Source organism: Flavihumibacter sp. UBA7668 (assembly GCF_002483205.1).
In the GTDB taxonomy this organism is placed as follows: Bacteria; Bacteroidota; Bacteroidia; order Chitinophagales; family Chitinophagaceae; genus Flavihumibacter.
Map to the genome: position 1 here is coordinate 261,558 of NZ_DLHM01000004.1, position 26,309 is coordinate 287,866.

Below are 26,309 nucleotides of genomic sequence, written 5' to 3' on the forward strand. Positions count from 1 at the left end.
ATGAAACGAAGGACACATTTTAATCGCCTTTTGATTATGCTGGTTGTGTTACTGACAACCGGATTGTCGTTAACCGCACAACCGTTTAATAACGAATGGATTGATTTCAGCAAAACCTATTATAAGTTTAAAGTTGGGGCAGATGGTTTATACAGAATTCCTGTTAGTACGCTCGATGCAAATGGTTTGAATAATATCCCAGCGGAACAGTTCCGCTTATTCCGAAATGGGCAGGAAGTTCCACTTTATACATCAGCAGCAAGCGGTGTGCTGCCTGCGGATGGTTATATAGAATTTTGGGGATTAGCCAATGATGGTGAAACGGATCGGATTCTGTATCGGGAGCAACAATTCCAGCATCGTACCAGATACAATTTACATACGGATACAGCGGTTTACTTTCTGACAGTTGAGCCAACTTTGTCCAATAAGCGATTTGTATCCGTTAATAATGATGTGGCTTCCAATACACTGCCATCAGAACCGTATTTTACTTACAAGCTGGCCCGTGATTTTAAGGAGCGATTGAATCCGGGTTTTGCTGCTGATCTTGAACAGTATGTATTCTCTTCTTCCTATGATAAAGGAGAGTTTTTTTCCAGTAATGAAATTCGTCAACGGATTACCAGACTGGATAATCAGGCAAATCTTCGTCCGGCTGTAGGTGGACCGGATGCCCGACTTGAATTTGGAGCATTTGGAAATACAACTAAAACAAGAAGGGTTCGGGTAGCACTAAACAATACGCAGTTGTATGAAAATTCAATGAATTTCTTTTCTGATTTAGTTGCGGCTGTTACTGTACCAAATGCTCTATTGGCGGGAGGGTCTGCTTCTTTGGCATTTACAAATGTACAACCACCTGCGCCTCCAACAGGGCCGGATCCCTATCTGGACCGGATGGTGATTTCGTTTTATGAACTTACTTATGCAAGGGAGTTTAACTTTAATAATCAACGAACTTTTTCCTTTGAACTGGAAGCCCGTACCAACGGCTATTTTCTGGAAATCCGAAATTTTAACAGTGGTGGTATAGCACCAGTTTTATATGATCTTGAAAATCAGGAAAGATATGTAGCTAACACGCAGGTTTCAGGAGTATTCCGATTTGCCTTACCCGGATCTGCAAACACCAGAAAAATGGTGCTGGTTAGTCAGGCGGCAGCTACCGGTTATCCCTTTTCGGTTACTACTTTAAATTCAAAAACATTTGCGGATTTTTCCAATCCGGGTTTACAGGGTAATTACCTTATTATAAGCAATCAGATCTTAATGAATTCATCAGGCGGATCCAATCCGGTGGAAGATTATCGCCAATATAGAAGCAGTGCAACCGGTGGTGGTTTTAATGCCAAGATTTATGATATTGATGAATTGACAGATCAGTTTGCATTTGGACAGTTGGGACACCCGTTATCAATAAAAAATTTTATTCGATATGCCAGGGCAAGCTTCTCAAGCCCTCTTCAGAATATATTTTTAATTGGTAAGGGGGTAACATATAATTATTACCGAACATCCTCCAATGTATTATTACGCACTCAGATTAATGAACTTAATTTATTGCCAACTTTCGGTTTCCCGGGTTCTGATAATTTATTAAGTTCACTATCCTCAAGTGATCCTCTAATTCAAACGCCTATAGGCCGCCTTTCTGTTATCAGACCCGGCGAGGTTACGGATTATCTGGAGAAAGTCAAAGAATATGAACAGGTACAACGCACTGTTTCAGGGCAGATAGTGGACAAGCTCTGGATGAAGAATGTATTACATGTTACCGGAGCAACGGATGCATTGTTAGGAGTTCAATTGTGTAATTACATGTCCACTTACAAAACAATGGTGGATGATACTTTAACAGGTGCAAATGCAATTGTATTATGCAAAACATCCAGTGGCGATCAGGATCAATCCGGTTCACAGATCATACGTAATAAATTTGAAGAAGGCATTAGTCTGCTCACTTATTTTGGGCACTCATCTGCAAATACATTGGAATTTAGTATTGAAGATCCGGATGATTACAATAATCAGGGAAAATATCCGGTTTTTTCAGTGAACGGATGTTATGCCGGTGATTTTTTTCAATATTCTGTTGGAAGGTTCCAGGTGTATGAAACGCTGACTGAGAAATTTACATTGGCAAAACAGAAAGGTTCTATTGCATTTATAGCCAGTACCCATTTTGGTGTGGTGAACTATCTTGCTGCTTATCTCAATTCGTTTTACAACCAGATTGGTAAAACAGACTATGGCCAGAGTGTGGGGTTGGTTATTAAGGATGCCTTATCAGAAATGAAGCAACGGTATTCGCCAATTGATTTTCTTGCCAGAGCACATGCTGAACAGGTTAACCTACACGGTGATCCGGCATTGGTCATGAATTTTCAGGAGAAACCTGATTATGCCGTGGAAGAATCCACCATTGAAATAAGTCCTTCTTTTATATCGGTATCGGATGAATCTTTTACAGCGAAGGTTAAATATTATAATATTGGGAAAGCCATTAATGACTCCGTTTTGGTAGAGGTAAAACGAGTTAATCCGGATGGTTCCGAACAGGTTTTGTATAATCAAAAAAGAGTAGCACCCAAATTGGTTGATTCCCTGGAGTTTAATCTCCCGATTATTTCAACCATACATAAAGGGCAGGGAAGAATAGTTGTTACAATTGATGGCCTTGATGCTATAGTTGAAATGGTTGAGGATAATAATGTTACCTCAAAAACATTTTTTATCTATGAGGATGAAGCATCTCCGGCTTTTCCATATAATTTTTCAATTGTAACAGATCCATCGCAAAAATTTTATGCTTCAACAGCTAATCCGTTTAGTTCCATGAAGCAGTATGCTATGGAAATTGATACTACAATTGCGTTTAACTCAACATTAAAAAAATCGGTTACGATAAGCTCAGAAGGCGGATTGCTTGAATTTGATCCGCAAATAACGTTCCTGGATAGTGTAGTGTATTATTGGAGAACAGCATTGGTGCCAACTGATGGAATGGAGTACATGTGGAACATTGCAAGTTTTCAATTCAGAAACAATGGACAATCTGGATTTAATCAATCTCATTTTTACCAGCATCAGGAGTCAGATTTGTTCCAGCTGAATCTGTCTGAAGGTAATAAATGGAGTTTCGGTACTAAAATCAATACAATTCAGGTACGTCATTCAATGTATCCGACTTCGGGAACAGTTGATAGTGATTTTTCCATATTGCTTAATGATGCTGATTATATTAGTAGTGCATGTCTTGGTCGATCTCTGGTATTTACTGTTATAGACCCAAGAACGATGGCTCCCTGGAAGAATGTTACTGAAAACGGGCAAAACTTGAATCGATTCGGAAGCGCTTCTGCAAATTGTGCACCAAGCAGAAATTGGAATTTTGAATTTTCCTACATGACTCCTGCATCCAGAAAATTGATGATGGATATGATGGATTCTATTCCGGATGGTTTTTATGTTATTGTACGTTCCTTTGATTATAGCGCTCCGGCTTCTTATAGTGCCACCTGGCGTGGAGATACCACTGTCTACGGACCCAATAATTCTTTGTATCACAAATTGCTGGCTGCAGGTTTCGCCACTATTGATGATCTGAATGCCCCAAAAACATGGGCGCTGATTTATAAAAAGAATGACCCTTCCTTTGCAGCCCAATCGAGAGTTTCAACCGGATTATATGATCGATTCTTTATATCTGCAAATTCTCCTTCTCCTGATTCTACAGGCTCAATTAAATCACCGGCATTTGGGCCGGCTAAATCCTGGAGAGAGCTTCGCTGGAACGGAAATAATCTTGAAACAGATGCTCCGGATCAGATTACTATTCAGTTGCTGGGTATAAATGGAACAAATGCTCCGGTTGTATTAAAAGAAATAAATGCGGATGATAAAATTGTTGATATTTCCGATATAGATGCAGAGGCATATCCGTATGTTCAATTACTGATGCAGAATAAGGATGCAATTAATTTCACTCCATTCCAGCTTAATTATTGGAAATTAATTTATGATCCTGTTCCTGAAGGTGCAATTGTTCCTAAACTGTACCTGGCTGCGAAAGACACGGCTGAATTAGGAGAACCGGTTCAATTTGGCATTGCGTTTAAAAATATTACGAATATTCCATTTGACAGCCTTAAAGTTAAAATGACGATTTCAGATGCAAATAACGTAACAACTGAGCTTCCTGTTGTCAAACAGAAACCACTGCCAGGACAGGACACGCTTCGATTTAATTATACCATTGATACAAAAAAATATCCTGGGTTGAATACATTATATGTTGATTTTAATCCTGATTTTGATCAGCCGGAACAATATCGGTTCAATAATTTCTTATTCAAAAATCTCTTTGTGAAAGGGGATGCAACCAACCCTTTACTGGATGTTACATTTGATGGAGTGCATATTTTAAATGGAGATATTGTTTCAGCCAAACCCAGGATTCAAATTAAATTGAAGGATGAATCCAGATACATGCTATTAGAAGACACGTCATTGATGCGTATTCAGGTTAAATTTCCTGATGGCTCCATAAAAACCTACCGTTTTGATAGCGACACAGTACGTTTTACCCCGGCAGTTGCAGGAACCGATAATACCGCTACGATTGAGTTTACTCCTGCATTTCTTCAAACATTTGATGAAGAAACAGGAATGGATAGTTATGAATTAACGGTTATTGGAAAAGATGCCAGCAATAATTCTGCCGGCAGAACAGGTTATTCAATTGAGTTTAAGGTGGTCAATAAGCCAATGATCTCCAATCTGCTTAATTATCCTAATCCATTCAGTACTTCCACTGCTTTTGTTTTTACATTAACTGGTAGTGAAGTGCCTACCAATTTCAAGATTCAGATACTTACTGTAACAGGAAAAGTAGTAAGAGAAATTACCGGTGAAGAATTGGGTCCATTGAGAATTGGTCGCAACATAACTGAGTTTAAATGGGATGGAACTGATCAATTTGGACAAAGATTGGCAAATGGTGTCTATTTGTACAGAGTGGTATCAACACTGAACGGTATGAAAATGGATAAGTTTAAAACGGATGGAGATAATACAGATAAATACTTCACCCGTGGTTATGGAAAAATGTATCTTATTCGATGAGCAGGAATAGTAAGGTCTTCCTGATCTTAATCAGCCTCTCTTTAATCGTCTATCTGCCGGTTATAAATAAAGGGCTGGCATCAGATGATTTCGGTATAATGCATCGGATCGTATTTGGAGATATTTTTTTTCTGGATGGTTTTTTCAGGCCCTTATCTGATATCAGTCTGTACTTCTGTTATCTGGTTGGCGGATTTAATGGTTGGATTTATAATTTGTTCAATATTGTATTACATGCAGCTTCTGCCTTTTTGTTATTCAGGACTACCTTGCTGCTGTTTAATCAAAACAATGAAAGCCAACTTCTTTCAATAAGTGCAGCTATTCTTTTTGTGCTGTATCCATTTCATAATGAGGCGATCGTTTGGGTAGTTGGCAGGGCATCCAATCTATCCAGCTTTCTTGGATTCTGTGCCTTATACATCGCAATGTCTGGCAAACTAAGTATGGTTCGGTGTGTTGTGATAGGCTTGCTGTATTTCGGCTCACTCAGTACTTATGAAACCTCTATTACAATGCCGGCAATTGCGTCCCTTTTTTTATGGCTTCGATATCCGGATAATAAACGGTGGGTTACTGGTTTTTTTGTGTTTGGCGGAACAGCTGTCATTAATTTAATAGTACGCAGTTTGCTTGTTAAGGAAATTGTTGGCGATTACGGGTCAAGAATGTTTGACCCATCCTTGTTTAATAATTTAATCAAGTTTTTGAAAACCGCAGGTCGTTTATTCCTTCCTCCAATGGCTTCCTCTTCTTTAATGATTTTACTTGCAATTCTTGTATTTGCTTTTGTTGCGTGGATTTTTATACAGGTTTGGAAAAAAGCGGTTGTTATAAAAAGGCAATTAGTAGTGCTCAGTCTAGCTGTTATTTTTTCCTGTGCAGTTCCTTTTCTTTTTGGTGTGAGTACCCGAACTTTTGAAGGAGATCGGTTGCTTTATTTCCCTTCTTTTTTTCTATGCATCTGGATAAGCTTTGTTCTAATCAATTTACTAAGCAAAAAACGATTTTATTACGTCACGGCCTCGCTTGGGCTTTTTTTTCTCATCTTTTTACAAATTAACAATTTCACATGGCGGAAAGCTGATCAGATTACCAAAACAATCCTGGCGGATATGAGCGAGTTGCGTCCCCTTTATTCCCAAATGGTCATTCATCGTTTGCCGGAAGAATATAAGGGTGCACACGTATTCAGAAATGGTTTTCTTGAAGCTTTACTTATTCAAGGAGTAGATACCGCCGGAATTCGGATCGGATCCTTTCAGAAGTTAATTGAAGATTCAGATATTGATCTGATTTTTCATCCCAAACCGGATGATTATGGAAATATTTTGTTTGGTGATAGTTTAATAGAAAGGACCGGAAATAAATCTGCGCTGCCGCTTATTTACTGGAATAACCGTAATATGGTAATTTTTGAATAGTTTACATATCGATTGGAGGCTAAACTATGTATAAAGCGGGCGATTATATTTCAAGGGGGATGAGGTTCCTTAATAACCAGGTTCGGCCTGGTAATAAAAAACTATCAACCCTAATGATTTATGCAACAGATTTGTGTGATTCTGCCTGCAAGCATTGCCTTATATGGGCAAAACGTCCTGTAAATTTCTTACCTAAGGAGAAAATCGCTGAGGTAATGCATAGCTCCTGTATTACAAAATCCACCAGTATCGGATTGGAAGGTGGAGAGTTTTTACTTCATCCTCATGCAATGGATATTCTTCAATGGTTTGAAGAACATCATTCAAGATTCGATCTCTTATCCAATTGTCTGCAACCGGATCAGTTAATTGAAGCAGTTAAACGCCATCCCCCCAGGCATCTTTATATTTCTCTGGATGGTAATGCTGAAACTTACCTGCATATGCGGGGAAAAGCGGGTTATGATAGTGTAATCAGGGTGATTGAAGAATTGCATAAAACCCTTCCCGTATCTGTTATGTTTACCCTTTCTCCGTATAATGATTTTGAAGATCTCGAACACGTAGCCGGAGTCTGTAAAAAGTACGAGATTGATTTACGTGTTGGAATATACAATGATATCGCCTTCTTTGATACAATGGACAAAGCCCATGCAACTGCTATTGGCGCCCAAAAAGGAACTGCTCCACTAGTATTCAAAGATGTAAAGAATCGTGATAAACAGGTTCAAACGATTCCTGATTCTTCACCGCTGGATTTGAGCCAGGCAGATTTTATTCAACAAATTCCGGATCTGGTAAAAGAATTTGCTGAGAATTATGATTTTATGGTTTTGTATAATGAATGGAAGAAGGGGGGATTGAAAATGAAATGTTACAGCATTCTGGACAGTCTGGTGATTCTTCCAAATGGCGATGTGCCCATTTGTCAAAACCTGGATCTTAAAATCGGGAACATCTTTCAGTCAAGCCTTGACGAGATATTTAATGGCCCGGCTACCCGTGAATTACATAAAGAGTATGTACATAATTGCAACCAGTGCTGGCTCAATTTTCACCGCAAATATGATGTGATATTATACCGAACCTTTGAAAAATATTTTGGCCGGGCTGTTACTAAAAAAGTTTTTGGTTATTATCAATGGGAAGAAACAGCTACAAAAACATACGCTGAAATAATGACTCCTGTTAATAAGTAGATCAGGCATTGTGTAATTGGTCCAATAATTTATAGAGCATTTTTAATTGTCTTATTTCTATTTCAGAGTTTAGATTTTGTTCTGTTGCATGGAAAAAAGATTGAATGGCGGGATAAAAACCCAGCAGGTTTGAACTGTGATTTTGAATAGACGGGATTGAACTATTGGCTGTCATATATGTATATCTTTCCTGAGGTTGTTTAATAACTTTCTCTAATGGCACACCAAATAGTTGTGCTGGTTTTTTACTTTTCTCCAGTGTAGAAGGATAATTGGATTGAATAATTGAATCTGGTTGGTTAATTTCTAAGGTTTCTTGGCTGCTGGTCCAGCTGTATTGGGAAGATAATTCCAAAGAACCCTTTACCCCGGAATGATCTAGATGTAAAAATATAGTTTCCCCATTTGTATTTTTAATTTTTGAAACAAAATCCAATTTAGCCGGTCCAAACAGAAAAAGGCAATAATCCAGCGGATGTATAAACACTTCATATAAGACATTGCCTTCAGGATAAGCTCCTGTTCTGAAGCAATATTGATAACTGAGTGGTTGATTGATCAGTTTTTTGGTTAACTGCCCGATGGGTGCAAAGCGGCGTTGAAATCCAAGCCTTAATACCAAATCAGTTGAAGCCGGAAGTATGCCATTAAGTTCTGTTTCCGAATAGCCAAGAGGTTTTTCAACATAAACTGATTTATTAACTGCCAGCAATTGTTTGACTATTGCCGACTGGCTTGCCGGTGGGGTCGAAACAAACACGCCTCTGATGGATGAATCCTTTATAATATCGTCCAGCTTATCGGTTCCCCTGCAATTGGTAAAACGACTGGCTGCTCTTTCTGCATTTAATATCGATTTTGTACAGATAGCAGTTATTGGAATCCCCATATGCCAGATACAAGGATAAAGTTGGGTGGTCGCATGCTCACCTGCACCAATTATGGCATATCTGTATTTTGTCTCAGAAGACTGGTTTAAAAAGCCAGCCCGTTTAATTGCTCTATATCTATTGATTAATGTTTTTATCATAATTAAGGGTCCTCTGGCTATTCAGCCCGAATTGGAATTTACTTTAAATTTATAACTTCGGCTTTATTAGGATATAAATAATTCATTGTTGGGAAATTCCTTTAAAATTGATGCTTCTCGAAAGCAGGCATTTATTCTGTCAGTTCAAGGCCTGAGAGCAGAACAGATTGGAATAACACAATATGAGCGGGCATATTTTTCCCATCTGCAGTTATACTTACCGTATTATGTAGGCATCTATTCTTCACTATTGGAACAAGCCCTGGTTAGAACAAAAGAAAACATCCATAACTTAAGTGTAATTGATTATGGTGCAGGTAATGGAATGCTGGGTGCTTATTTGAAATTTATTGGTGTTGGTCAGGTTTTTGTAAATGATATTAATGAGTCCTGTATTCGAGGATGTAAAGCGTTGGCGTCAGCATTGAATCTGGAATTGGATGGATATTTTCAAGGTGATATTGCTTCTCTGAGTCAGATTAATCAACCGGTAGATATATTGTTATCCACAGATGTAATTGAACATATATACAATCCTGAGCAATTTGTGAAAGAAATGAAGTTGCTCCAGCCTTTCATGGTTGCTATTTTTACAACGGCTTCAAATCCTTTTAATAAGATAAAAGTTCATCAACTCAGAAAACTGCAACACAGAGACGAATTTTTGAATTCAGCTGATGTTTTGTCCAATGCAGAAAACAGTTATAGGACTCCTTATTTTGAACGTCGATCAGAACTTCTTGTTGAATATTATCCGACATTATCACGCGAAGAAGTGAAGTTGATTTCATCCAAAAGCAGAGGATTAATGAAAGAAGATCTTTTTAAGCTGGCGGATTCGTATCTCCTGGACGGAAGCCTGCCGGAAAGGGCGCCGGAAAAGTATAATACCTGTGATCCAGATACAGGAAATTGGACTGAACGGATTTTGCCGGATGGTTCTTTTAAGCATCTTGCAGACAAATTTGGGTATGCAATTAAGATATTGCCTGGCTTATATAATTCAAACAGAGAAACTCCGGCGGGGTGGTTAAAAAAAATCGCGAACCGGTTCATACTTCATTTTCCTGAATTGGGTAAATATATAGCTCCATATATAGTGCTTATTTTTTCGCCAGAAAGGGATAATAAGTGAAAATTTTACCCGGGTTAGCTGATTATTTTGAAATTTTCAGTAATAGAAACTGAGACGTTTCTTTTATTGTATCAATCGTTAGATTGTTATTGATATTTTGCTGATAACTCAAATCTGATCCCGGATCCAGAGGAGCTTTATTAATTATTAAAAATTGGGAATTTGCTGAATCTGCTAAATTGTTTTCTTTTGATAAAGTTAAAGTTGAAACGGCTTTATTTTCAAATTTCAGGAAGTATTCATTCATTTCAGTTGTAAAGGAATCATTGGTGTAGACCATTACTGTATCTTTTTTTGAAATTGCTTCATTTTGAATATAATTTGCCAGTTTTTTATGTTCTTCGAATTGAGGGTAGGTTGGTTTAATAAAATCAAATAGGGGGCGTATTAAAAAGATTCCGGAAAAAAGTATCAGTGAGATGCCGACATTCTTAATTGGAAAAGTTGTTTTCTGAACAAATCGGTTTAAAAGCAGAAATAGAAATATTAATAAATAAATAAACTTTATTTCGCCGGCATTTATTAAATATAGTGTAAGGAATGCAATCAGATAAAATAAAGGAAGCAGGTTAAATTCAGCAGGTGACTCAAAATACCGTATCAAAAAATTTGATGAGATTATTGCAGAAAGAGGAATGAGAAACATGAAATGCCTGGGATCCTGACATAGAGGAATATAACTTGAATAGGAAAGACTCATGAAGTTGGAAGAAAGAAGCAGAATAAGGAAATACAGTGATATACCGGGAGGATTCAAATTACTGTTTATTTTTTTTCTGTAAAGAAGGGCACAAATTGCCGGAATAAGCACCAGCGCATCACTATTTTTTAGAAAGGAAAGCCATAGTTCATATCCGATTCTTTTAAGAGTATAAATGAAGGGGAGAAGGTTGAAGGTGCAGGAATTTTCGTAATTATTATTCAACAATACCTGATAACGAAACAAGCCATTTCCCGCAAAATACCAATATGATCCAAAATAAATTAAGGCTAGTATGGAGCCTGTGATAATGCTTGTTTTCCACCATTTTTTATGCTGACCGTTTATTGTATCTTTTAGAAATATAAATACTAACAACGGGATGAATAAAATAATTGTTTCCTTGGATAGGAAAATCGCAAATAGACAAATGGTAAACCATATGGCATGTTTGCGGTAATTCTCAGCTGAGAAATTCAGATAGCTATTGAGTGCTGTTAAAAAGAAGAATGCAATTCCACTGTCGGGCCATAAACGATGTGATGCAAATAAAGCTGAATACGTCAATAGAAACAAGACAGCGGAAAACGTTTGAATGGTTCTTCCGGATTTTCTTGAAAGTTGAAGAATTGCCCAACAAGTACCCAGAGTGGAGAGAATTCCAAACAGTGCACTCGTAAAATCATTTATGCCGAATAACCAATAAAAAAAGCCAGTAATTATTATTGGAAGCCATCTATGGGCGAAATGATCAGAACTGGTAAACCAGTTAAAATCACCTTGAGTTAATGTTGCGGCATAGCGGGCATAGTTGATATCATCCATTCCATAGAATCCTAAGTTTGCCAGCCAATGATGAAGTAGTAAAAAAAACAAACAAAACAGCAGAACCCATCGCTCATTAACTACAACAGGTAATTGTTTTTTAAACGGTGGCGGGTTCATGATAAAAAGCGTCTACTTATCGATTGCAATGATTCAATCTGTTTACATACTTACCGATAATATCAAACTCGATATTGACTTTTTTTCCGAATTCTATGTCTTTAATTGTCGTGTGAACAAAAGTATATGGAATAATTGCCACTGTAAATTCATCCACAGATACATTGAAAATTGTCAGGCTGGTGCCATTTACGGAGATAGAGCCTTTTTCAATTATCAATGCTTCAAATTCTTCAGGTATTTTAAACCGAAATTCCCAACTGCCTGATTTGTCTTCTTTTGAAATACAGATTGCTGTACAATCTACATGACCCTGGACTATGTGACCATCCAGCCGGTCATTCAGCCGCATGCAGCGCTCCAGGTTCACCTGATCGCCGGCTTTCCAGTTGCCAAGATCCGTCTTGATGAGTGTTTCCGCAATAGCCGTAACCCGATGCAGGCCATTTTCAAGGGCATCAACAGTAAGACAGACGCCATTGTGTGAAACGCTCTGGTCAATCTTTAAATCATGAGAAATAGGTGATTCCAGCCAGAAGATCCGGTTGGTTCCTTCGTTTTTTATCTCCTTTATAGTGCCTAAAGCTTCAATGATTCCTGTGAACATAGCTGCAAATTAGGGGCAAATCCAGTTTTACTGAAAAAGGATTTGGACTTTATCAGCTAATTCCTATCTTTGCCGTCCAAAAATCTACCAAAGGAGGTATATTCTATGCTGATTATCGATTCTAAAGACTGCGAAAACATTGACAAAGCGCTCAAAAAGTATAAAAAGAAATTTGAGAAAGCCAAAATTCTGGTTCAATTAAGAGATCGCCAGTCCTTTACCAAGCCGTCTGTTAGACGCCGTGCAGAAGTTCTGAAGGCCGTTTACAAACAGCAGGTAGCAGCCGGAAAGTTCGAAGTTTAATCGATCTTACTGTTCAATATAGTATAAAGAGATCGAAGCAATCTTGTAGATTTGCTTCGATCTCTTTTATATGTCTGTAACTATCGATCCAACTATTGATGATTTTTTGTCCTATCTCGCTTTAGAAAAGCGCTACGCCAGCACCACACTAAGGGCTTATCAGGACGATCTGCTTGTTTTCAGGGATTTTCTGGTAGTAGAATTCGATGTCAGTGATTTGCTGCTGGCCAGTACTGTAATGGTGCGATCCTGGCTTTCCTCCCTGAAAGATGGCCGCTCTCCATTAGCAGCAAGTTCCATTGGTCGCAAACTATCTTCTCTTCGTTCATTTTATAAATACTATTTAAAAAAAGGGCGGATTACCGTATCTCCGGTTGCTCAGCTCTCTGCTCCAAAAGCCGCAAAACGCCTGCCTGTGTACCTCGAAGAAAAGCAGGCGAAACAACTCCTGCTCAATACCAGTTCCGGCGATGGTTGGAAAGGATGGACCACAAAACTGGTTATGGCAATTTTTTACCAGACCGGTATGCGATTGAGTGAACTGGTGAATTTGCAACACCAGCAGATCGATCCGTACCAGAAGAACCTGCGTGTTTGGGGAAAAGGAGGGAAGGAACGCATCATTCCCATACAGCCTGCCCTAATTGATTTGATCAGGGAGTATGAGGAGAATAAAAAAAGGGATTGGGGCAGTTTTGAGTTGAAGGATCAACTGCTGGTTACAGAAAAAGGGAAGCCGGTTTATCCGAAATATATTTATCGGCTTGTTCGGTCATACCTGGCTGAACTGACAACATTGAAGAAGAAGAGTCCGCATGTGCTTCGGCATAGTTTTGCGACCCATCTGCTGAATGAAGGAGCGGAGCTGAATGCGGTAAAAGAGCTCCTGGGACATGCAAGTTTAGCGGCTACTCAGGTATACACCCACAACACCATCGGCAAGTTGAAAGAAGTTCATAAAAAGGCGCATCCGAAGGGTTGAAATATTAGTCTAAAATGCTGTATGTGAATGATTTGCGAAATTTAAAAATAGTTCCTTTCATTCTTGGTAAATGAACCTCTTTATGTTATCTTCATAACGACAGACGGTTCCAAGCCTATGACTATTTCATACACCGGAAGTTCTTTATTTATTGTTCACTTTAAACGTGATATGTTATGAACGTTAACATTCAGACTGTACATTTTGATGCAGACATTAAGTTAGTGGAGTATGTAACCAACAAGCTGGAGAAGCTTTCCACTTTCCACGATCGAATCATCAAAGTGGATGTTTTTTTGAAATTAGACAATGTTGTACATCAGATCAAAGACAAAGTAGCAGAAATCCGAGTTCACGTACCTAAACACGACTTCTTTGTAAAAGCCAGTTCCAAATCATTTGAAGAGTCTTTTGACAGTGCTTTGGATTCCCTGGTTAACCAGATAAAAAGAAAAAAAGAAAAGCATTATGCAAGTTAAATTGCACTAAAGACCTCCCCGGAGGTCTTTTTTTTTGCCTGAAAGCCAGTATTTAATGGCCTTTACGGTTTTTTTAAAAAAAATGATTTCAAAATTTTTGTATTTCTCAAATTCTTTTACCTTTGCCATCCCGTAAACAAAAAGGGGAAGTTCTTTTAAGCATTTCAATCGCCACTTTAGCTCAGCTGGTAGAGCAACTGATTTGTAATCAGTAGGTCGTTGGTTCGATTCCGACAAGTGGCTCTTGTTTTTTCAAACGGGCAGGTTCCAGAGCGGCCAAATGGGGCGGACTGTAAATCCGCTGTCTTTCGACTTCAGAGGTTCGAATCCTCTCCTGCCCACCTTACTCATTAGGTTGTAGATCTGAATGAGTGTAGTTCTTTTCATTGGAATGATTTTTTTTCAGGCCGGGTCTGAAAAAATAAGCGGAAGTAGCTCAATTGGTAGAGCGATAGCCTTCCAAGCTATAGGTTGCGAGTTCGAGACTCGTCTTCCGCTCTTTTCTTTCCGCCGTTGTAGCTCAGGGGTAGAGCACTTCCTTGGTAGGGAAGAGGTCGTGAGTTCGATTCTCACTAACGGCTCCACAGAGCCAACCGGTATGGAACGCAGGAAAATGTGAACAGAGCTGGTAGTTCTTGAAAACAGGTGCAATTGCACCTTTATTTATAGGATGCCTCCGAATGGAGGGTGGATTATTTAAAAACCACAACTTAAAAACAAATAAAATGGCAAAAGAGACCTTTAAGAGGGAAAAGCCCCACGTTAACGTAGGTACTATTGGCCACGTTGACCACGGTAAAACCACTTTGACTGCCGCTATTACCAGCATTCTTGCTAGCAAAGGTTTGGCGACAGCGAAGAAGTATGATGAAATTGATGGAGCTCCTGAAGAAAAAGAGCGTGGTATCACCATCAATACTGCACACGTTGAATATCAGACAGCAAACCGTCACTATGCTCACGTTGACTGTCCTGGTCACGCTGACTATGTGAAAAACATGATTACAGGTGCTGCTCAGATGGACGGTGCCATCCTGGTTGTGGCTGCTACCGATGGTCCAATGCCTCAAACTAAAGAACACATCCTTTTGGCTCGTCAGGTAGGCGTTCCTAAAATTGTTGTGTTCATGAATAAAGTTGACCTGGTTGACGACGCTGAATTGTTGGAACTGGTTGAAATGGAAATCCGTGATCTGCTGAGCTCTTATGGCTTTGACGGTGACAATACCCCAATCATTCAGGGTTCTGCAACTGGCGCGCTGGCTGGTGAAGACAAATGGGTTGCAAAAATCGACGAACTGATGGATGCTGTAGACAGCTACATTCCGCTCCCTCCTCGTCCGGTTGATATGCCATTCCTGATGTCTGTGGAAGACGTATTCTCTATCACTGGTCGTGGTACGGTTGCTACAGGTCGTATCGAGCGTGGTCGTATCAAAGTTGGTGAAGGTGTTGAAATCGTTGGTCTGATGGAAAAACCAATGACTTCTACTGTAACCGGCGTTGAAATGTTCAAAAAACTCCTCGATGAGGGTGAAGCTGGTGATAATGCCGGTCTGCTCCTCCGTGGTATTGAAAAGAAAGATATCCGTCGTGGTATGGTTATCTGTAAGCCTGGTTCAATCACTCCACACACTGAATTCCGTGGTGAAGTGTATGTACTGAGCAAAGAAGAAGGTGGACGTCACACTCCGTTCTTCAACAAGTACCGTCCTCAGTTCTACTTCCGTACTACGGATGTAACTGGTGAGTGTACATTGGCTGAAGGAACTGAAATGGTGATGCCTGGTGATAACACCAACCTGAAAGTTACCCTGATCCAACCCATCGCGATGGAGAAAGGTCTGAAATTCGCTATCCGCGAAGGTGGCCGTACCGTAGGTGCTGGTCAGGTGACTGAGATCATTAAATAAGTTGATAGTCAACGAATAAAGTTGAAATGGTCCCTTTGCGAGGTTTACCCGAACTAAGGGACCATTTTTTACTTATTAATATTTACTTTTGAGTTCGGGGTTAAAGTTTTTTGTGTCTGCTCTGGCCGTTAGTCTTTTTTTCTGAGTGATTGTATTGCACTTGCTAATTTTACTCTGTTGACTGATCTGATTTTATCAGAGCGTTTGGAATTGGACACTTTTAACTTTTTACTCTTTACTTTTGACTTTCTTACACGGGCATAGTTCAATGGTAGAATAGAGGTCTCCAAAACCTTTGATACGGGTTCGAATCCTGTTGCCCGTGCCACTTGATGGAAAATCAGTAACTTGCAAAAAAGCTCAATAGGCCACTACCTGTTGAGTTCTTTTGTTTCTGTGATTGATTGTAAAAACGTAATCTTGTAGCATGAATAAAGTAACGACCTATTTCGGCGAGTCCTACAAAGAGCTGATGGAAAAAGTGACCTGGCCAACCTGGGGACAGCTGCAGCAATCCACCCTGATTGTATTAGTGGCTACCATTCTGATTACTTTGGTAATCTGGTTAATGGACTTTGCCTCTAATTCTTTATTGAAAATGATCTATTCATTCTTTGCATAATGGAAGAAACTATTGTAAACCAACAGGAGACTAAATGGTATGTTCTGCGTGTCGTTAGCGGCAAAGAACGTAAAGTGAAGGAATACCTGGATAAGGAAATCAGTCGCGGTGGATGGAGTGAAGTAGTTAAACAGGTTTTCCTGCCTGTGGAAAAAGTTTATAAAGTACAAAACGGGAAAAAAGTGATGCGTGAGCGGAACTATTATCCCGGGTATGTAATGATCGAAATCGTTGAAGGGAAATTAGGCGACGATCTTCGCGATACCATCAAAAATACCAGCAATGTGATTCATTTCCTTGGTAAGGACAATCCGATTGCCCTTCGTAAAGCAGAAGTGAATAAAATGCTGGGTAAGATGGACGAGATGAGTGAAGCCGGTGGTATGAGCATGAGCGAACCATTTATCGTGGGTGAAACCATCAAAATTATTGAAGGTCCGTTTAACGATTTCAATGGTATCATCGAAGAAGTGAATGATGAGAAGAAAAAGCTGAAAGTGACAGTGAAAATATTCGGTCGTTCAACTCCGGTAGAACTCAACTACATGCAGGTGGAAAAACTCTCCTGATTTGGATAAATTATTGTCTGAAAGTGCGTCCCAGGGCGCACTTTTTTGTTTATTAGGAAAATTGTCCCTACCTTCGCGTCCCCAAGAATAGTTCTTTTTCGAATTGGATTTGGGAGTCTGCCGTAGCTTCAGCGAACGCGGACGCTAACACCAAAAAAAAGTTTAACATGGCAAAAGAAATCACTGGTTTCGTAAAGCTGCAGTGTAAAGGCGGACAAGCCAACCCTGCACCCCCCATTGGTCCAGCCCTCGGTTCTAAAGGTCTGAACATCATGGAGTTCTGTAAGCAGTTTAATGCAAGAACCCAGGATAAAATGGGTAAAGTACTCCCTGTGTTGATCACAGTGTACTCTGACAAGTCGTTCGACTTCGTTATTAAAACTCCTCCTGCATCGGTTCAACTGCTGGAAGCTGCCAAGCTGCAAAGTGGTTCCAAAGAACCCAATCGTTCAAAAGTTGGAAAAGTTACCTGGGCCCAGGTAGAAGCAATCGCAAAGGATAAAATGCCTGACCTAAACTGCTTCACCGTGGAAAGTGCCATGAAAATGGTAGCCGGTACAGCACGTAGCATGGGTATCACTGTAGATGGTGTTGCTCCATGGGAAAATTAATTGTGAAACACAAAAACTTTTGAGCAATGGCTATCACTAAAAAAAGAAAAGCAGTTAACCCCAAGGTTGATTCCAATAAGATTTATTCACTAAAAGAAGCTTCTTCTCTGGTGAAAGAAGTAAATATCGCAAAGTTTGATGCTTCTGTAGATCTGCATATCCGTTTGGGTGTGGATCCTAAGAAAGCTGATCAGGCAGTACGCGGAACAGTTACCCTTCCACATGGAACCGGTAAAACAAAACGCGTTTTGGTTCTTTGTACCCCCGATAAAGAAGAGGCCGCAAAGAATGCAGGTGCAGACCATGTTGGCCTGGATGAATTTATTCAGAAAATTGAAAGCGGCTGGACAGATATCGATGTAATCATCGCTACTCCATCCGTAATGCCTAAAATTGGTAAACTGGGTAAAATCCTCGGACCGCGTAACCTGATGCCGAATCCTAAAACTGGTACCGTTACAAATGATGTTGCATCTGCTGTAAACGAAGTGAAGGGTGGTAAAATCGCATTTAAAGTGGATAAAGCCGGTATCGTTCATGCTTCAATCGGTCGTGTTAGTTTTGGTCCGGATAAAATTGCTGAAAACAGTCAGGAACTGATCAGTGCAATTATCAAACTGAAACCTGCTACCGCTAAAGGAACCTACCTGAAAGGTGTTAGCATGGCTAGTACCATGAGTCCTGGTATTACCATTGATACCAAAACATTTATTCACTAATTCAAAAACCGTTCACCTGTAAAGGGTTGAAATAAATTTTTGCGGTATGACTAAAGAACAAAAACAAGAAGTGATTGAACTGCTGAAAGGCAAGTTCGAACAATATAATAACTTCTATATCACTGATACAGAAAGCCTGACTGTTGCACAGGTTACCAAGCTTCGCAGCGTATGCTTCAATAAGCAGGTAGAAATGAAAGTGGCAAAAAATACCCTGATTAAAAAAGCACTGGAATCTCTGGATGCTGAAAAATACAGCGGTGTTTATGATGCGCTGAATAATGTAACTGCCCTGATGTTTTCAGAAAATCCAAAAGACCCCGCTTTGATCATCTCCGCTTTCCGCGCAGAAGCAAAAGGCGAACGTCCGGTTCTGAAAGCTGCTTTCATTAATGGTGATGTTTATATTGGCGACGACCAACTGAAAGCACTGACCAAAATCAAAACCAAAAATGAACTTATTGGTGAAGTTATTGGTCTTCTTCAATCTCCTGCACAGCGCGTTATTGCCGCTCTGTTGGAAAAAGCAAACAAAGAAGGTGGCGAACCAGCTGCAGCTCCTGTTGAAGCTGCTCCTGCTGAATAATCCCCAACAATATTCCCCTGCCTGAGGGGAGCATTAGAATTTTTTTAAAACCGCCGTCGGAGCATACAGGCTGTGAAGACGGTAAAAATCTAAACAAATGGCAGACGTAAAATCTTTAGCCGAACAACTGGTTGGCCTTACTGTAAAAGAAGTACAGGAACTGGCTGATTTCCTTAAATCTGAATATGGTATCGAACCTGCTGCTGCAGCAGTAGTAGTAGCTGCAGAAGGTCCTGGTGCCGCTGCTGCTGAAGAGAAAACAGCTTTCAACGTTATCCTGAAAAGCGGTGGTGCTTCTAAACTGAACGTAGTTAAAATAGTAAAAGACCTGACTGGTCTTGGACTGAAAGAAGCAAAAGAACTGGTTGACGGCGCTCCTAAAGCTATTAAAGAAGGTGTATCCAAAGCAGAAGCTGAAGATATCGCTAACAAGCTGAAAGAAGCTGGTGCTGATGTTGAAATCAACTAATCAGCATCTAAGTTTATATAAAAGAGCTGTTCACATTAAGTGAGCAGCTTTTTTTATGCAGTTGTTTTCATTAAATACACCACATGCTGCTTTCCATAATACTGATTGTAAAAAAGGATATGTTTAATATTGTCCCGGCTTCCCTCTTTCAATAATAGGGATGGAAAAATCCTCTTCATTTCAGCCATTCTTGCAGCAGCCCAAATGCCAAAACCAGCGGCTGTATCAAATTCTCCGGAAAGATGTTTAAAGTGTATATGGTGTGTTGAGGAGGGCAGCTTATCTGCAACTAAATTATAATAATGATCATAGCGCTTATCATTGTTTCTGCCGGAAATAAATACATCTATATCATTCCAATCTATCTGGTGAGAGGAAAGCAATTCCTCCAGGCCCTGCCTGATTTGATTCTCCTCAGGCTCAAACCAGAGTTTTATATCCTCAATTGCCAATGCTGAACCATTCTTATCCTTCTCTGCATAAAAGAAAAAACAGCCTTCTCCTGAAACTGCTCCATTTTTCCAGAATCCAAGTTTCTCTTTAATGATATAATGTTCGTCGGTCATTTCTTCAAAAGCTCCAATCAGCGCATTTCCAATTGTATTATCACCAAATAATAGAGCTGCATCAAGCATCGCATGTTCCAGCGAAAAACCGCTGTGTACATAGGTTGTATTATACGAATTAACCTGATGGTGTAAACCAATTAATCCATTCAGAGAATTATAGGTGGACTGAATAAAGGGAGATGGATTCAGGGTTCCTTCCTGAAATTCACGGATAGCATGCATGAATTTTTCGGTATCATGTAAACTACCCTTACCCGTTCCTGTAAGAATGGCTTCCGGTTGTGAAATCCCCGCATCTTTAAGACATTCAATAGCCGTAACCAAACCAATTCGCGTTAGCCTGCTCATCCGCCTTAATTGCATGATGGTAAAATACTGCTGGTAGTTGGGTTCAATATAAACAAAACGATTGCCTGTAATAGACCTGATCTCCTTCGATAAATCATTCGAAGCAAAACTTTCCTGAGCACTTATCGCCCTGGCTGATCGGATATATAAGGGACTAATCATATTTACTGAATAACAGACTGGCATTATTGCCGCCAAAGCCAAAAGAGTTACTAAGAATATGGTTAAGTGTTGTTTGTTGATATTCCTTTGCAGGAACCAATTCAATACCAGGAATTGGTGTCGTAAAATTCAAACCCGGATAAATTTCCTGATGGTGTAAACTGAGCACGGAAAATACGGCTTCAATTGCACCGGCAGCTGCAAGGGTATGCCCGGTATATTCTTTGGTTGAACTAAACGGAGGAATGGAGTCTCCAAATAATCTCCGGATTGCTCGTCCCTCTGATTCATCATTGTTCAATGTGGCAGTTCCATGTGCATTGATATAGGAGATAGCAGCGGGCTCTAATCCTGATTTTTCAATGGCTCGCTTCATTGCTTCAAAAGCACCGACTCCTTCCGGCGATGGAGCAGTTGGATGAAAGGCTTCATTAAAATTGGAGTATCCGCTTAGGATGGCCAGCGGATGATTGCCTGATAGTTGAAGGCCCTTTTCCGTCTCCAGAACAAGGTAGGCCGCCCCTTCGCCCAGATTTAATCCATTTCTGTTGACATCGAAAGGTTTGCAGAGTTCTTTATCCAGATTTTTCAGACTGTTAAAACCATTCACCGTAAAACGTGTCAGACTATCCACTCCTCCACAGACAACTCTGTCCAGATGCCCCTGCTGCAATAATCGCGCACCATATTGTAAAGCATTGGCGGAAGAAGAACAGGCGGTACTGATGGTTGTCATAAAATCCGTCAGGCCAAACCTGCGAGCCAGGTGCTCTGTTCCGGTTGCACAATCCAAACCGGAAGCCCAATCGGTATCTCCATCAAGTATGCCGGGTTGAATTAATTCGAAGTAGCGATCTTCTATATCGGTCATACCGCCAACAGTAGTAGCGTTAATAAGTCCTTGTCGAATAAAACCGCTGGGAGTACTGCAGGAAGATAAACACTCTTCCAAAGCCAATGCTCCCAGTGCCTGTAATCGACTTTGTTGAAGTTCTCCTCTGTCTGAAAGGGTAGAAAATAGCTCAACCGTTGTATAAGGAACTTCACCGAATGGAAATTCGGTTTTATGAATACTATTCAGAAAATGTGCGGATTTCAACCCGGATATTCCTGCAACCAGCTTTTCTCTTTGCGCTCTAACACCAATTCCCAAAGCGGAAACAATGCCTATTCCGGTGATGAAAACGGAGGACATGCCTTATTTTTTTCTGTTGGCCTGAATATATGCTGCCATTGTAGTGATGGATTCGAAAATTTTCCGGCCTTCCCGGGGATCTTCAATCTTGATTCCATAATTTCTTTCCATCAATACAATCATTTCCAGTGAATCGATGCTGTCAAGTCCCAAACCTTCTCCAAAAAGCGGACCATTATCATCAATTTCTTCCGGTTGCATCCCCTGCAAATTGAGGGCTTCAATAATCTGTAATTTCAATATGCGCTTAAAATCTTCCATGCAAGGGTTTTTGAGGTGTCAAAAATAGCATAATTAGGAAATAATAACGGTTAGGATTTATATTGCAACTTATGGCAATCAGTATTTTAGTTCTCTACTATTCTCAAAGCGGCCAATTGGGTCAGATACTTGATAACCTGGTCAGTAAAATGGGAGAAAATACAGAAATAACTACTGTGGAATATAAACCACAGGTTGAATTCTCTTTCCCCTGGACCAGTCAGACCTTCTTTGATGCGATGCCGGAATCCGTGTTGGAAATTCCGGTGCCCCTGCAACCTATTCACATTCCCCAAAAACAATATGATTTGGTTATACTGGGATATCAACCCTGGTTTTTATCTCCTTCCATCCCAACCAGCAGTTTTTTACAATCAGACTATGCCAGGGTATTGGAGGGAAAACCGGTGATTACGGTTCTTGGAACCCGCAATATGTGGCTGAATGCGCAGGAAAAAGTCAAAGCTCGCCTTCGTCAACTGAATGCCCGCTTAGTCGGTTCCATTGTGCTGGCAGATACAAACCATAACCTGATTTCACTCCTGACCATCATTCGCTGGAATTTTACCGGTCGTAAAGAAGCCAGCCGATGGCTCCCCGAGGCCGGGGTTCAAACAGCAGATATCAAGAATGTTGCACGTTTTGGTCCGATTATTCAGCAAGTGGCTGAAAAAAAGCATTGGGATAAGCTTCAACCAGCCTTATTACAGGAAGGAGCCATCGGTTTAAAGCCCACCCTGATCATATTAGAAAAAAGAGGAATTAAACAGTTTCGGAAGTTTGCCGTATATATTCGCCAGAAAGGGGAAAGAGGAAACCCGGATCGCCTGCCAAGGGTATTATTATTTAAGCGGTTGCTCTTAACGGGCATATTCGTTTTATCTCCAATATCCGGATTTACAGCTAAAATGGCCAGTCTCTTCAAACAAAGCTCCTTCCGTAAGCAGGTAAACTATTTTAAAGGAATTGACTATGAGAAGGATATGATTTAAGTGGAATAATTAATAAGTAATATTGCAGAATAATACTAATCAGATTTTTTTATGGGAGATGTGTTTGTTACAAGGCTGGCGAAATATTTACCGAACGACCCTGTTAGCAACGATGATATTGAATTATATCTGGGATTGGTGGATGATAAACCTTCAAGAGCTAAACATAAAATTCTAAGTAACAATAAAATACAAACCCGCTATTATGCCATCGATAAGGAAGGTAAGAGTACTCATTCGAATGCGGCATTAGGAGCCAAAGCAGTGGAAGGGTTACTGGATGAAAGTTTTACTAAAAATGATATCGAACTGCTGACTTTTGGTACGATGTCGCCTGAGCAATTATTGCCAAGCCATACGGCTATGGTACATGGTGAACTTGGTTGTCCCCCTACTGAAATAGTTTCTGTAAGCAGTTCCTGTGCCTCTGGTTTTCAGGCTATGAAGTATGCGTATCTCTCTGTAAAAAATGGTGATATCAAACGGGCAGTTTCCGGAGCTTCTGAAAAAGTTTCCACCTGGCTGAGAGGAGAAAAATTTGATATGGAAACAGATCGTCTGAAGGAATTGGAAGCGAATCCAATGATTGCTTTCGAAAAGGACTTCATGCGCTGGATGCTGAGTGATGGTGCCGCGGCTGCATTGCTGGAGGATAAACCCAATGAAAACGGAATCTCCCTGCGGATTGATTTTATTGATATTAAATCCTACGCCAACGAATTGCCTACCTGTATGTATTCCGGCGCTGTACGTAGTCCGAATGGCAAACTTACCGGATGGCCGGAGTTTCGCCCCGAAGAATGGGGTAATCAGAGTATCTTTTCATTCAAACAGGATACCCGTTTGCTGGGTGTGAAAATTGTACCAATGGGTGGTTTGTTTATGAAAGAAACCTTTGAAAAACATCAACTCACGGTGGATGGTATTGATTGGTTTTTACCTCATCTCTCCTCCGATTATTTCAGGGAGCGGATTGTGGATGAGCAATCAAAAATCGGGCTGTTGTTTCCACCGGAAAAATGGTTTACCAACCTAACCAGAGTAGGTAATGTGGGAAGCGTTTCTCCTTATCTGATACTGGAAGAACTGTTTAACTCAGGGCAATTGAAAAAAGGACAGAAAATACTGGTGATGATTCCTGAAAGTGCCCGGTTTACCTATATCTATGCGCATTTTACTGTAGTATAATATGAAAAAGGAAGAAGTACCACACGATAAAAAAATAATTCATGGAGAAGATAACTCTCTGGTAAAAGTGTTGTACGTCACCAATCAGCAGGGAGAATACGAAACAACCCAATACGAAGGATGGGAAGCGGAGAACCTGGCCATGAGTCAGGCCTGGGATGATATAGATGAAAAAGTCACTCAAACGCTTCAGCGGGTGAAAGATGGGGAGCTTAGTCCGATTGCTTATTTCATGGAGAAAAATCTGATGGATCTGCCCACTTTGTCCAACTATGTTGGCAGTTGGAAATTCTTCGTAAAAAAGCACCTGACTCCAGCCGGATTTAAAAAACTGTCTCCCAAAAAATTGCAACGGTACGCTTCTGTCTTTAATATTTCAGTAGAAGAACTGAAGCATTTTAACGGGTGAAAAATGCACCCCATCAACTCATGATAATTGATAATTTTCAACATAAGCAATCTGCCCATTGCGAAAGCGGCGTAACACTGGGCTTACTTCGCCATTACGGAATAGAACTTAGTGAACCGCTCATATTCGGAATTGGTGCGGGCTATTTTTTCGGGCATCTCCCTTTTATTAAAGTCAGTGGAGTTCCAGGAACAACATTTCGAATCTGGCCGGGCTATATATTCAAAAGAGTGTGCAAGGAGCTGGGGGTTAAAATGAAAGTGGTTTCTTTTTCCAAAAATGAAAAAGGAATGCAGGCGCTGGATCAGGCATTGGAATCCGGACTTCCGGTTGGCATGCAAACCAGTGTTTTCTATCTGAGCTATTTTCCTCCGGCCTATCGGTTTCATTTCAATGGGCATAACCTGATTGCATATGGAAAAGAAGGGAGCGAATATCTGATCAGTGATCCGGTAATGGAAACCGTTACGCGTTTGTCTGCAGCGGACCTTGAGAAGGCTAGATTTGCCAAAGGTTTTCCGGCTCCCAATGGTCGAATGTATTATCCGGTTCAAACAAAAACTGATTTTGATCTGCCCGGTGCCATAAGAAGAGGAATAAAAAAAACCTGTTGGTTTATGCTAAGTCCGCCACCGCCTTTTTTTGGTGTTCATGGCATTAAATTCCTTGGTAGAAAAATTAAAAAATATCCGGTAAAACTGGAACCGCGCAAAGCCACGCTCTTTATTGGAAATATTATCCGGATGCAGGAAGAAATCGGTACAGGTGGGGGAGGATTTCGATTCCTATATGCAGCCTTCCTGCAGGAGGCCGCCCAACACCTGAATAATCCGGCTTTACTGGAAGCATCCAAAGAAATGACCAGTATCGGAGATGCCTGGCGAAGTTTTGCATTTGCAGCTGCAAGAGTTATGAAAGAAAGAAGCGGGAATCTCTCTTCATATGATGAACTCGGCGAAATGCTGATTCAATTAGGCGAAAGAGAGAAAGTATTTTTTACCCATCTGAAAACACTGGTCTAGTTCGTACATGCTCCAAATACAGCACCTGGAAAAAACCTATAAGAATGCGGTGGAACCATCTCTAAGGGGTCTCTCACTCTCTTTTTCAACTACCTGTATAGCTGGTTTGCTGGGGCCTAATGGTGCCGGTAAAACAACCACCATTTCCATTTTGTGTGGATTGGTGAAAGCAGATAGTGGAGCTGCCAGTTTACTTGGACTCGATGTTATAAAGGATGCAGAAGCAATTAAAAAGAGAATAGGTGTAGTGCCACAGTCAATTGCATTATATCCCACACTTACCGCAGTTGAAAATTTTCAGTATATCGGGAAATTATATGGCCTGTCTTCCTCCGTTTTAAAATCGCGTATTACACATTATTTGCAAATTTTCGGATTGGAAAAAAGTGCGCAGAAAGCGATCCGTTATTATTCCGGTGGAATGAAAAGAAGAGCTAATATTATTGCGTCGCTTTTGCATGAACCGGAATTATTGATACTGGATGAACCCACGGCCGGCGTGGATGTACAATCCCGTAATATGATCTTACAGTTTCTGCAGGAATACCATCAAATGGGACATGGAATTGTTTACACTTCCCATTTACTTGAAGAGGCCCAGCAATTATGTGATGAAATCGCTATAATTGATCATGGCCAACTGGTTGTGCAGGGAAGGCCAAAGGAATTGATGCAGAACCAGCAGGCAGGAAGTCTGGAGCAGGTATTTTTACAATTAACAGGAAGCAGTCTTCGGGATTGAT

25 protein-coding genes and 5 tRNA genes are annotated in these 26,309 nt (G+C 40.3%); 24 read left to right on the forward strand and 6 right to left on the reverse strand.

From position 1 onward, the window contains the following. The 3 genes from B2746_RS09250 to B2746_RS09260 are packed head-to-tail and all read left to right on the forward strand — an operon-like array spanning nt 1 to nt 7,750. Entirely contained in the window at nt 1-5,127 is a 5,127-nt protein-coding gene (locus B2746_RS09250) for a C25 family cysteine peptidase (protein ID WP_290792596.1), read from the forward strand. Beyond that, nucleotides 5,124-6,551 (forward strand): hypothetical protein, encoded by a 1,428-nt coding sequence (locus B2746_RS09255; RefSeq protein WP_290792598.1) that lies wholly within the window; start codon nt 5,124-5,126, stop codon nt 6,549-6,551. The genes B2746_RS09250 and B2746_RS09255 overlap by 4 nt, the downstream gene beginning before the upstream one ends. Nucleotides 6,552-6,610: 59 nt before the next feature. Then, nucleotides 6,611-7,750 carry a radical SAM protein gene (locus tag B2746_RS09260; RefSeq protein ID WP_290794063.1) on the forward strand — a complete coding sequence of 380 codons (1,140 nt, stop codon included), beginning with the start codon at nt 6,611-6,613 and terminating at the stop codon, nt 7,748-7,750. 1 nt (nt 7,751) lies between these two features. Here B2746_RS09260 and B2746_RS09265 read toward each other — a convergent pair whose 3' ends face one another. Next, nucleotides 7,752-8,780, reverse strand: a complete 1,029-nt coding sequence (locus tag B2746_RS09265; RefSeq protein WP_290792600.1) for a Gfo/Idh/MocA family protein — start codon at nt 8,778-8,780, stop codon at nt 7,752-7,754. A gap of 88 nt (nt 8,781-8,868) precedes the next feature. Between B2746_RS09265 and B2746_RS09270 the strand changes: the two genes are divergently transcribed. Continuing rightward, nucleotides 8,869-9,915 (forward strand): class I SAM-dependent methyltransferase, encoded by a 1,047-nt coding sequence (locus B2746_RS09270; protein WP_290792603.1) that lies wholly within the window; start codon nt 8,869-8,871, stop codon nt 9,913-9,915. Between the two features lie 22 nt (nt 9,916-9,937). Here the strand turns inward: B2746_RS09270 and B2746_RS09275 are convergent, their stop codons facing one another. Both B2746_RS09275 and B2746_RS09280 read right to left on the reverse strand, forming a co-directional pair. After that, nucleotides 9,938-11,560 (reverse strand): ArnT family glycosyltransferase, encoded by a 1,623-nt coding sequence (locus B2746_RS09275; RefSeq protein WP_290792606.1) that lies wholly within the window; start codon nt 11,558-11,560, stop codon nt 9,938-9,940. Between the two features lie 16 nt (nt 11,561-11,576). Further along, nucleotides 11,577-12,167: a riboflavin synthase gene (locus B2746_RS09280; protein WP_290792609.1), complete on the reverse strand. Its 591-nt coding sequence runs from the start codon at nt 12,165-12,167 to the stop codon at nt 11,577-11,579. 105 nt (nt 12,168-12,272) lie between these two features. Here B2746_RS09280 and rpsU point away from each other — a divergent pair, with 105 nt between their 5' ends. The 15 genes from rpsU to rplL all read left to right on the forward strand — a co-directional run bounded on the left by rpsU (nt 12,273) and on the right by rplL (nt 19,420). Then, nucleotides 12,273-12,470 carry a 30S ribosomal protein S21 gene (gene rpsU / locus B2746_RS09285; protein WP_290710998.1) on the forward strand — a complete coding sequence of 66 codons (198 nt, stop codon included), beginning with the start codon at nt 12,273-12,275 and terminating at the stop codon, nt 12,468-12,470. Between the two features lie 70 nt (nt 12,471-12,540). Further along, entirely contained in the window at nt 12,541-13,452 is a 912-nt protein-coding gene (locus B2746_RS09290; RefSeq protein ID WP_290792612.1) for a tyrosine-type recombinase/integrase, read from the forward strand. A 176-nt stretch (nt 13,453-13,628) separates the two neighbouring features. Further along, on the forward strand, nt 13,629-13,931 hold the full coding sequence (gene hpf, locus B2746_RS09295; RefSeq protein WP_290710994.1) for a ribosome hibernation-promoting factor, HPF/YfiA family: 303 nt from the start codon (nt 13,629-13,631) through the stop codon (nt 13,929-13,931). 170 nt (nt 13,932-14,101) lie between these two features. After that, a tRNA-Thr gene (locus B2746_RS09300) sits at nt 14,102-14,174 on the forward strand. A 15-nt stretch (nt 14,175-14,189) separates the two neighbouring features. Beyond that, nucleotides 14,190-14,272 (forward strand) — tRNA-Tyr (locus tag B2746_RS09305). Between the two features lie 84 nt (nt 14,273-14,356). Continuing rightward, nucleotides 14,357-14,429, forward strand: a tRNA-Gly gene (locus B2746_RS09310). A gap of 11 nt (nt 14,430-14,440) precedes the next feature. Continuing rightward, nucleotides 14,441-14,515: transfer RNA gene (locus B2746_RS09315), tRNA-Thr, on the forward strand. A 141-nt stretch (nt 14,516-14,656) separates the two neighbouring features. Beyond that, nucleotides 14,657-15,844: an elongation factor Tu gene (gene tuf / locus B2746_RS09320; protein WP_290794065.1), complete on the forward strand. Its 1,188-nt coding sequence runs from the start codon at nt 14,657-14,659 to the stop codon at nt 15,842-15,844. Between the two features lie 254 nt (nt 15,845-16,098). Beyond that, nucleotides 16,099-16,172 (forward strand) — tRNA-Trp (locus B2746_RS09325). A gap of 99 nt (nt 16,173-16,271) precedes the next feature. Continuing rightward, the gene (gene secE, locus B2746_RS09330; RefSeq protein WP_290792615.1) at nt 16,272-16,466 is read left to right on the forward strand and encodes a preprotein translocase subunit SecE; all 195 of its coding nucleotides are present in this window, start codon (nt 16,272-16,274) and stop codon (nt 16,464-16,466) included. Then, nucleotides 16,466-17,035 carry a transcription termination/antitermination protein NusG gene (gene nusG / locus B2746_RS09335; protein ID WP_290792618.1) on the forward strand — a complete coding sequence of 190 codons (570 nt, stop codon included), beginning with the start codon at nt 16,466-16,468 and terminating at the stop codon, nt 17,033-17,035. Before secE ends, nusG begins: the two co-directional genes overlap by 1 nt. Nucleotides 17,036-17,202: 167 nt before the next feature. Continuing rightward, nucleotides 17,203-17,646: a 50S ribosomal protein L11 gene (gene rplK / locus B2746_RS09340; protein ID WP_039131343.1), complete on the forward strand. Its 444-nt coding sequence runs from the start codon at nt 17,203-17,205 to the stop codon at nt 17,644-17,646. 26 nt (nt 17,647-17,672) lie between these two features. Continuing rightward, nucleotides 17,673-18,365 carry a 50S ribosomal protein L1 gene (rplA, locus tag B2746_RS09345; protein ID WP_290792625.1) on the forward strand — a complete coding sequence of 231 codons (693 nt, stop codon included), beginning with the start codon at nt 17,673-17,675 and terminating at the stop codon, nt 18,363-18,365. Between the two features lie 46 nt (nt 18,366-18,411). After that, the gene (rplJ, locus tag B2746_RS09350) at nt 18,412-18,951 is read left to right on the forward strand and encodes a 50S ribosomal protein L10 (protein ID WP_290792628.1); all 540 of its coding nucleotides are present in this window, start codon (nt 18,412-18,414) and stop codon (nt 18,949-18,951) included. 97 nt (nt 18,952-19,048) lie between these two features. After that, nucleotides 19,049-19,420, forward strand: coding sequence for a 50S ribosomal protein L7/L12 (rplL, locus tag B2746_RS09355; RefSeq protein WP_290792631.1), 372 nt, complete (start codon nt 19,049-19,051; stop codon nt 19,418-19,420). A 53-nt stretch (nt 19,421-19,473) separates the two neighbouring features. Here the strand turns inward: rplL and B2746_RS09360 are convergent, their stop codons facing one another. The 3 genes from B2746_RS09360 to B2746_RS09370 are packed head-to-tail and all read right to left on the reverse strand — an operon-like array spanning nt 19,474 to nt 21,955. Beyond that, nucleotides 19,474-20,499, reverse strand: a complete 1,026-nt coding sequence (locus B2746_RS09360) for a beta-ketoacyl synthase chain length factor (RefSeq protein WP_290792634.1) — start codon at nt 20,497-20,499, stop codon at nt 19,474-19,476. After that, complete coding sequence (locus B2746_RS09365; RefSeq protein ID WP_290792637.1) at nt 20,492-21,694, reverse strand: beta-ketoacyl-[acyl-carrier-protein] synthase family protein; 1,203 nt, start codon at nt 21,692-21,694, stop codon at nt 20,492-20,494. The genes B2746_RS09360 and B2746_RS09365 overlap by 8 nt, the downstream gene beginning before the upstream one ends. Before the next feature lie 3 nt (nt 21,695-21,697). Beyond that, nucleotides 21,698-21,955: a phosphopantetheine-binding protein gene (locus B2746_RS09370; RefSeq protein ID WP_290792638.1), complete on the reverse strand. Its 258-nt coding sequence runs from the start codon at nt 21,953-21,955 to the stop codon at nt 21,698-21,700. Nucleotides 21,956-22,026: 71 nt separating this feature from the next. Here B2746_RS09370 and B2746_RS09375 point away from each other — a divergent pair, with 71 nt between their 5' ends. The 5 genes from B2746_RS09375 to B2746_RS09395 are packed head-to-tail and all read left to right on the forward strand — an operon-like array spanning nt 22,027 to nt 26,308. Next, nucleotides 22,027-22,947 carry a hypothetical protein gene (locus B2746_RS09375; RefSeq protein ID WP_290792639.1) on the forward strand — a complete coding sequence of 307 codons (921 nt, stop codon included), beginning with the start codon at nt 22,027-22,029 and terminating at the stop codon, nt 22,945-22,947. Between the two features lie 51 nt (nt 22,948-22,998). Continuing rightward, nucleotides 22,999-24,135 carry a beta-ketoacyl-ACP synthase III gene (locus tag B2746_RS09380; protein ID WP_290792641.1) on the forward strand — a complete coding sequence of 379 codons (1,137 nt, stop codon included), beginning with the start codon at nt 22,999-23,001 and terminating at the stop codon, nt 24,133-24,135. Nucleotide 24,136: 1 nt separating this feature from the next. Further along, complete coding sequence (locus B2746_RS09385; protein WP_290792643.1) at nt 24,137-24,544, forward strand: hypothetical protein; 408 nt, start codon at nt 24,137-24,139, stop codon at nt 24,542-24,544. 20 nt (nt 24,545-24,564) lie between these two features. Continuing rightward, nucleotides 24,565-25,566 carry a BtrH N-terminal domain-containing protein gene (locus B2746_RS09390; protein WP_290792646.1) on the forward strand — a complete coding sequence of 334 codons (1,002 nt, stop codon included), beginning with the start codon at nt 24,565-24,567 and terminating at the stop codon, nt 25,564-25,566. 7 nt (nt 25,567-25,573) lie between these two features. Beyond that, nucleotides 25,574-26,308, forward strand: coding sequence for an ABC transporter ATP-binding protein (locus tag B2746_RS09395; RefSeq protein WP_290792649.1), 735 nt, complete (start codon nt 25,574-25,576; stop codon nt 26,306-26,308). The last annotated feature ends 1 nt before the right edge of the window (nt 26,309 follow it).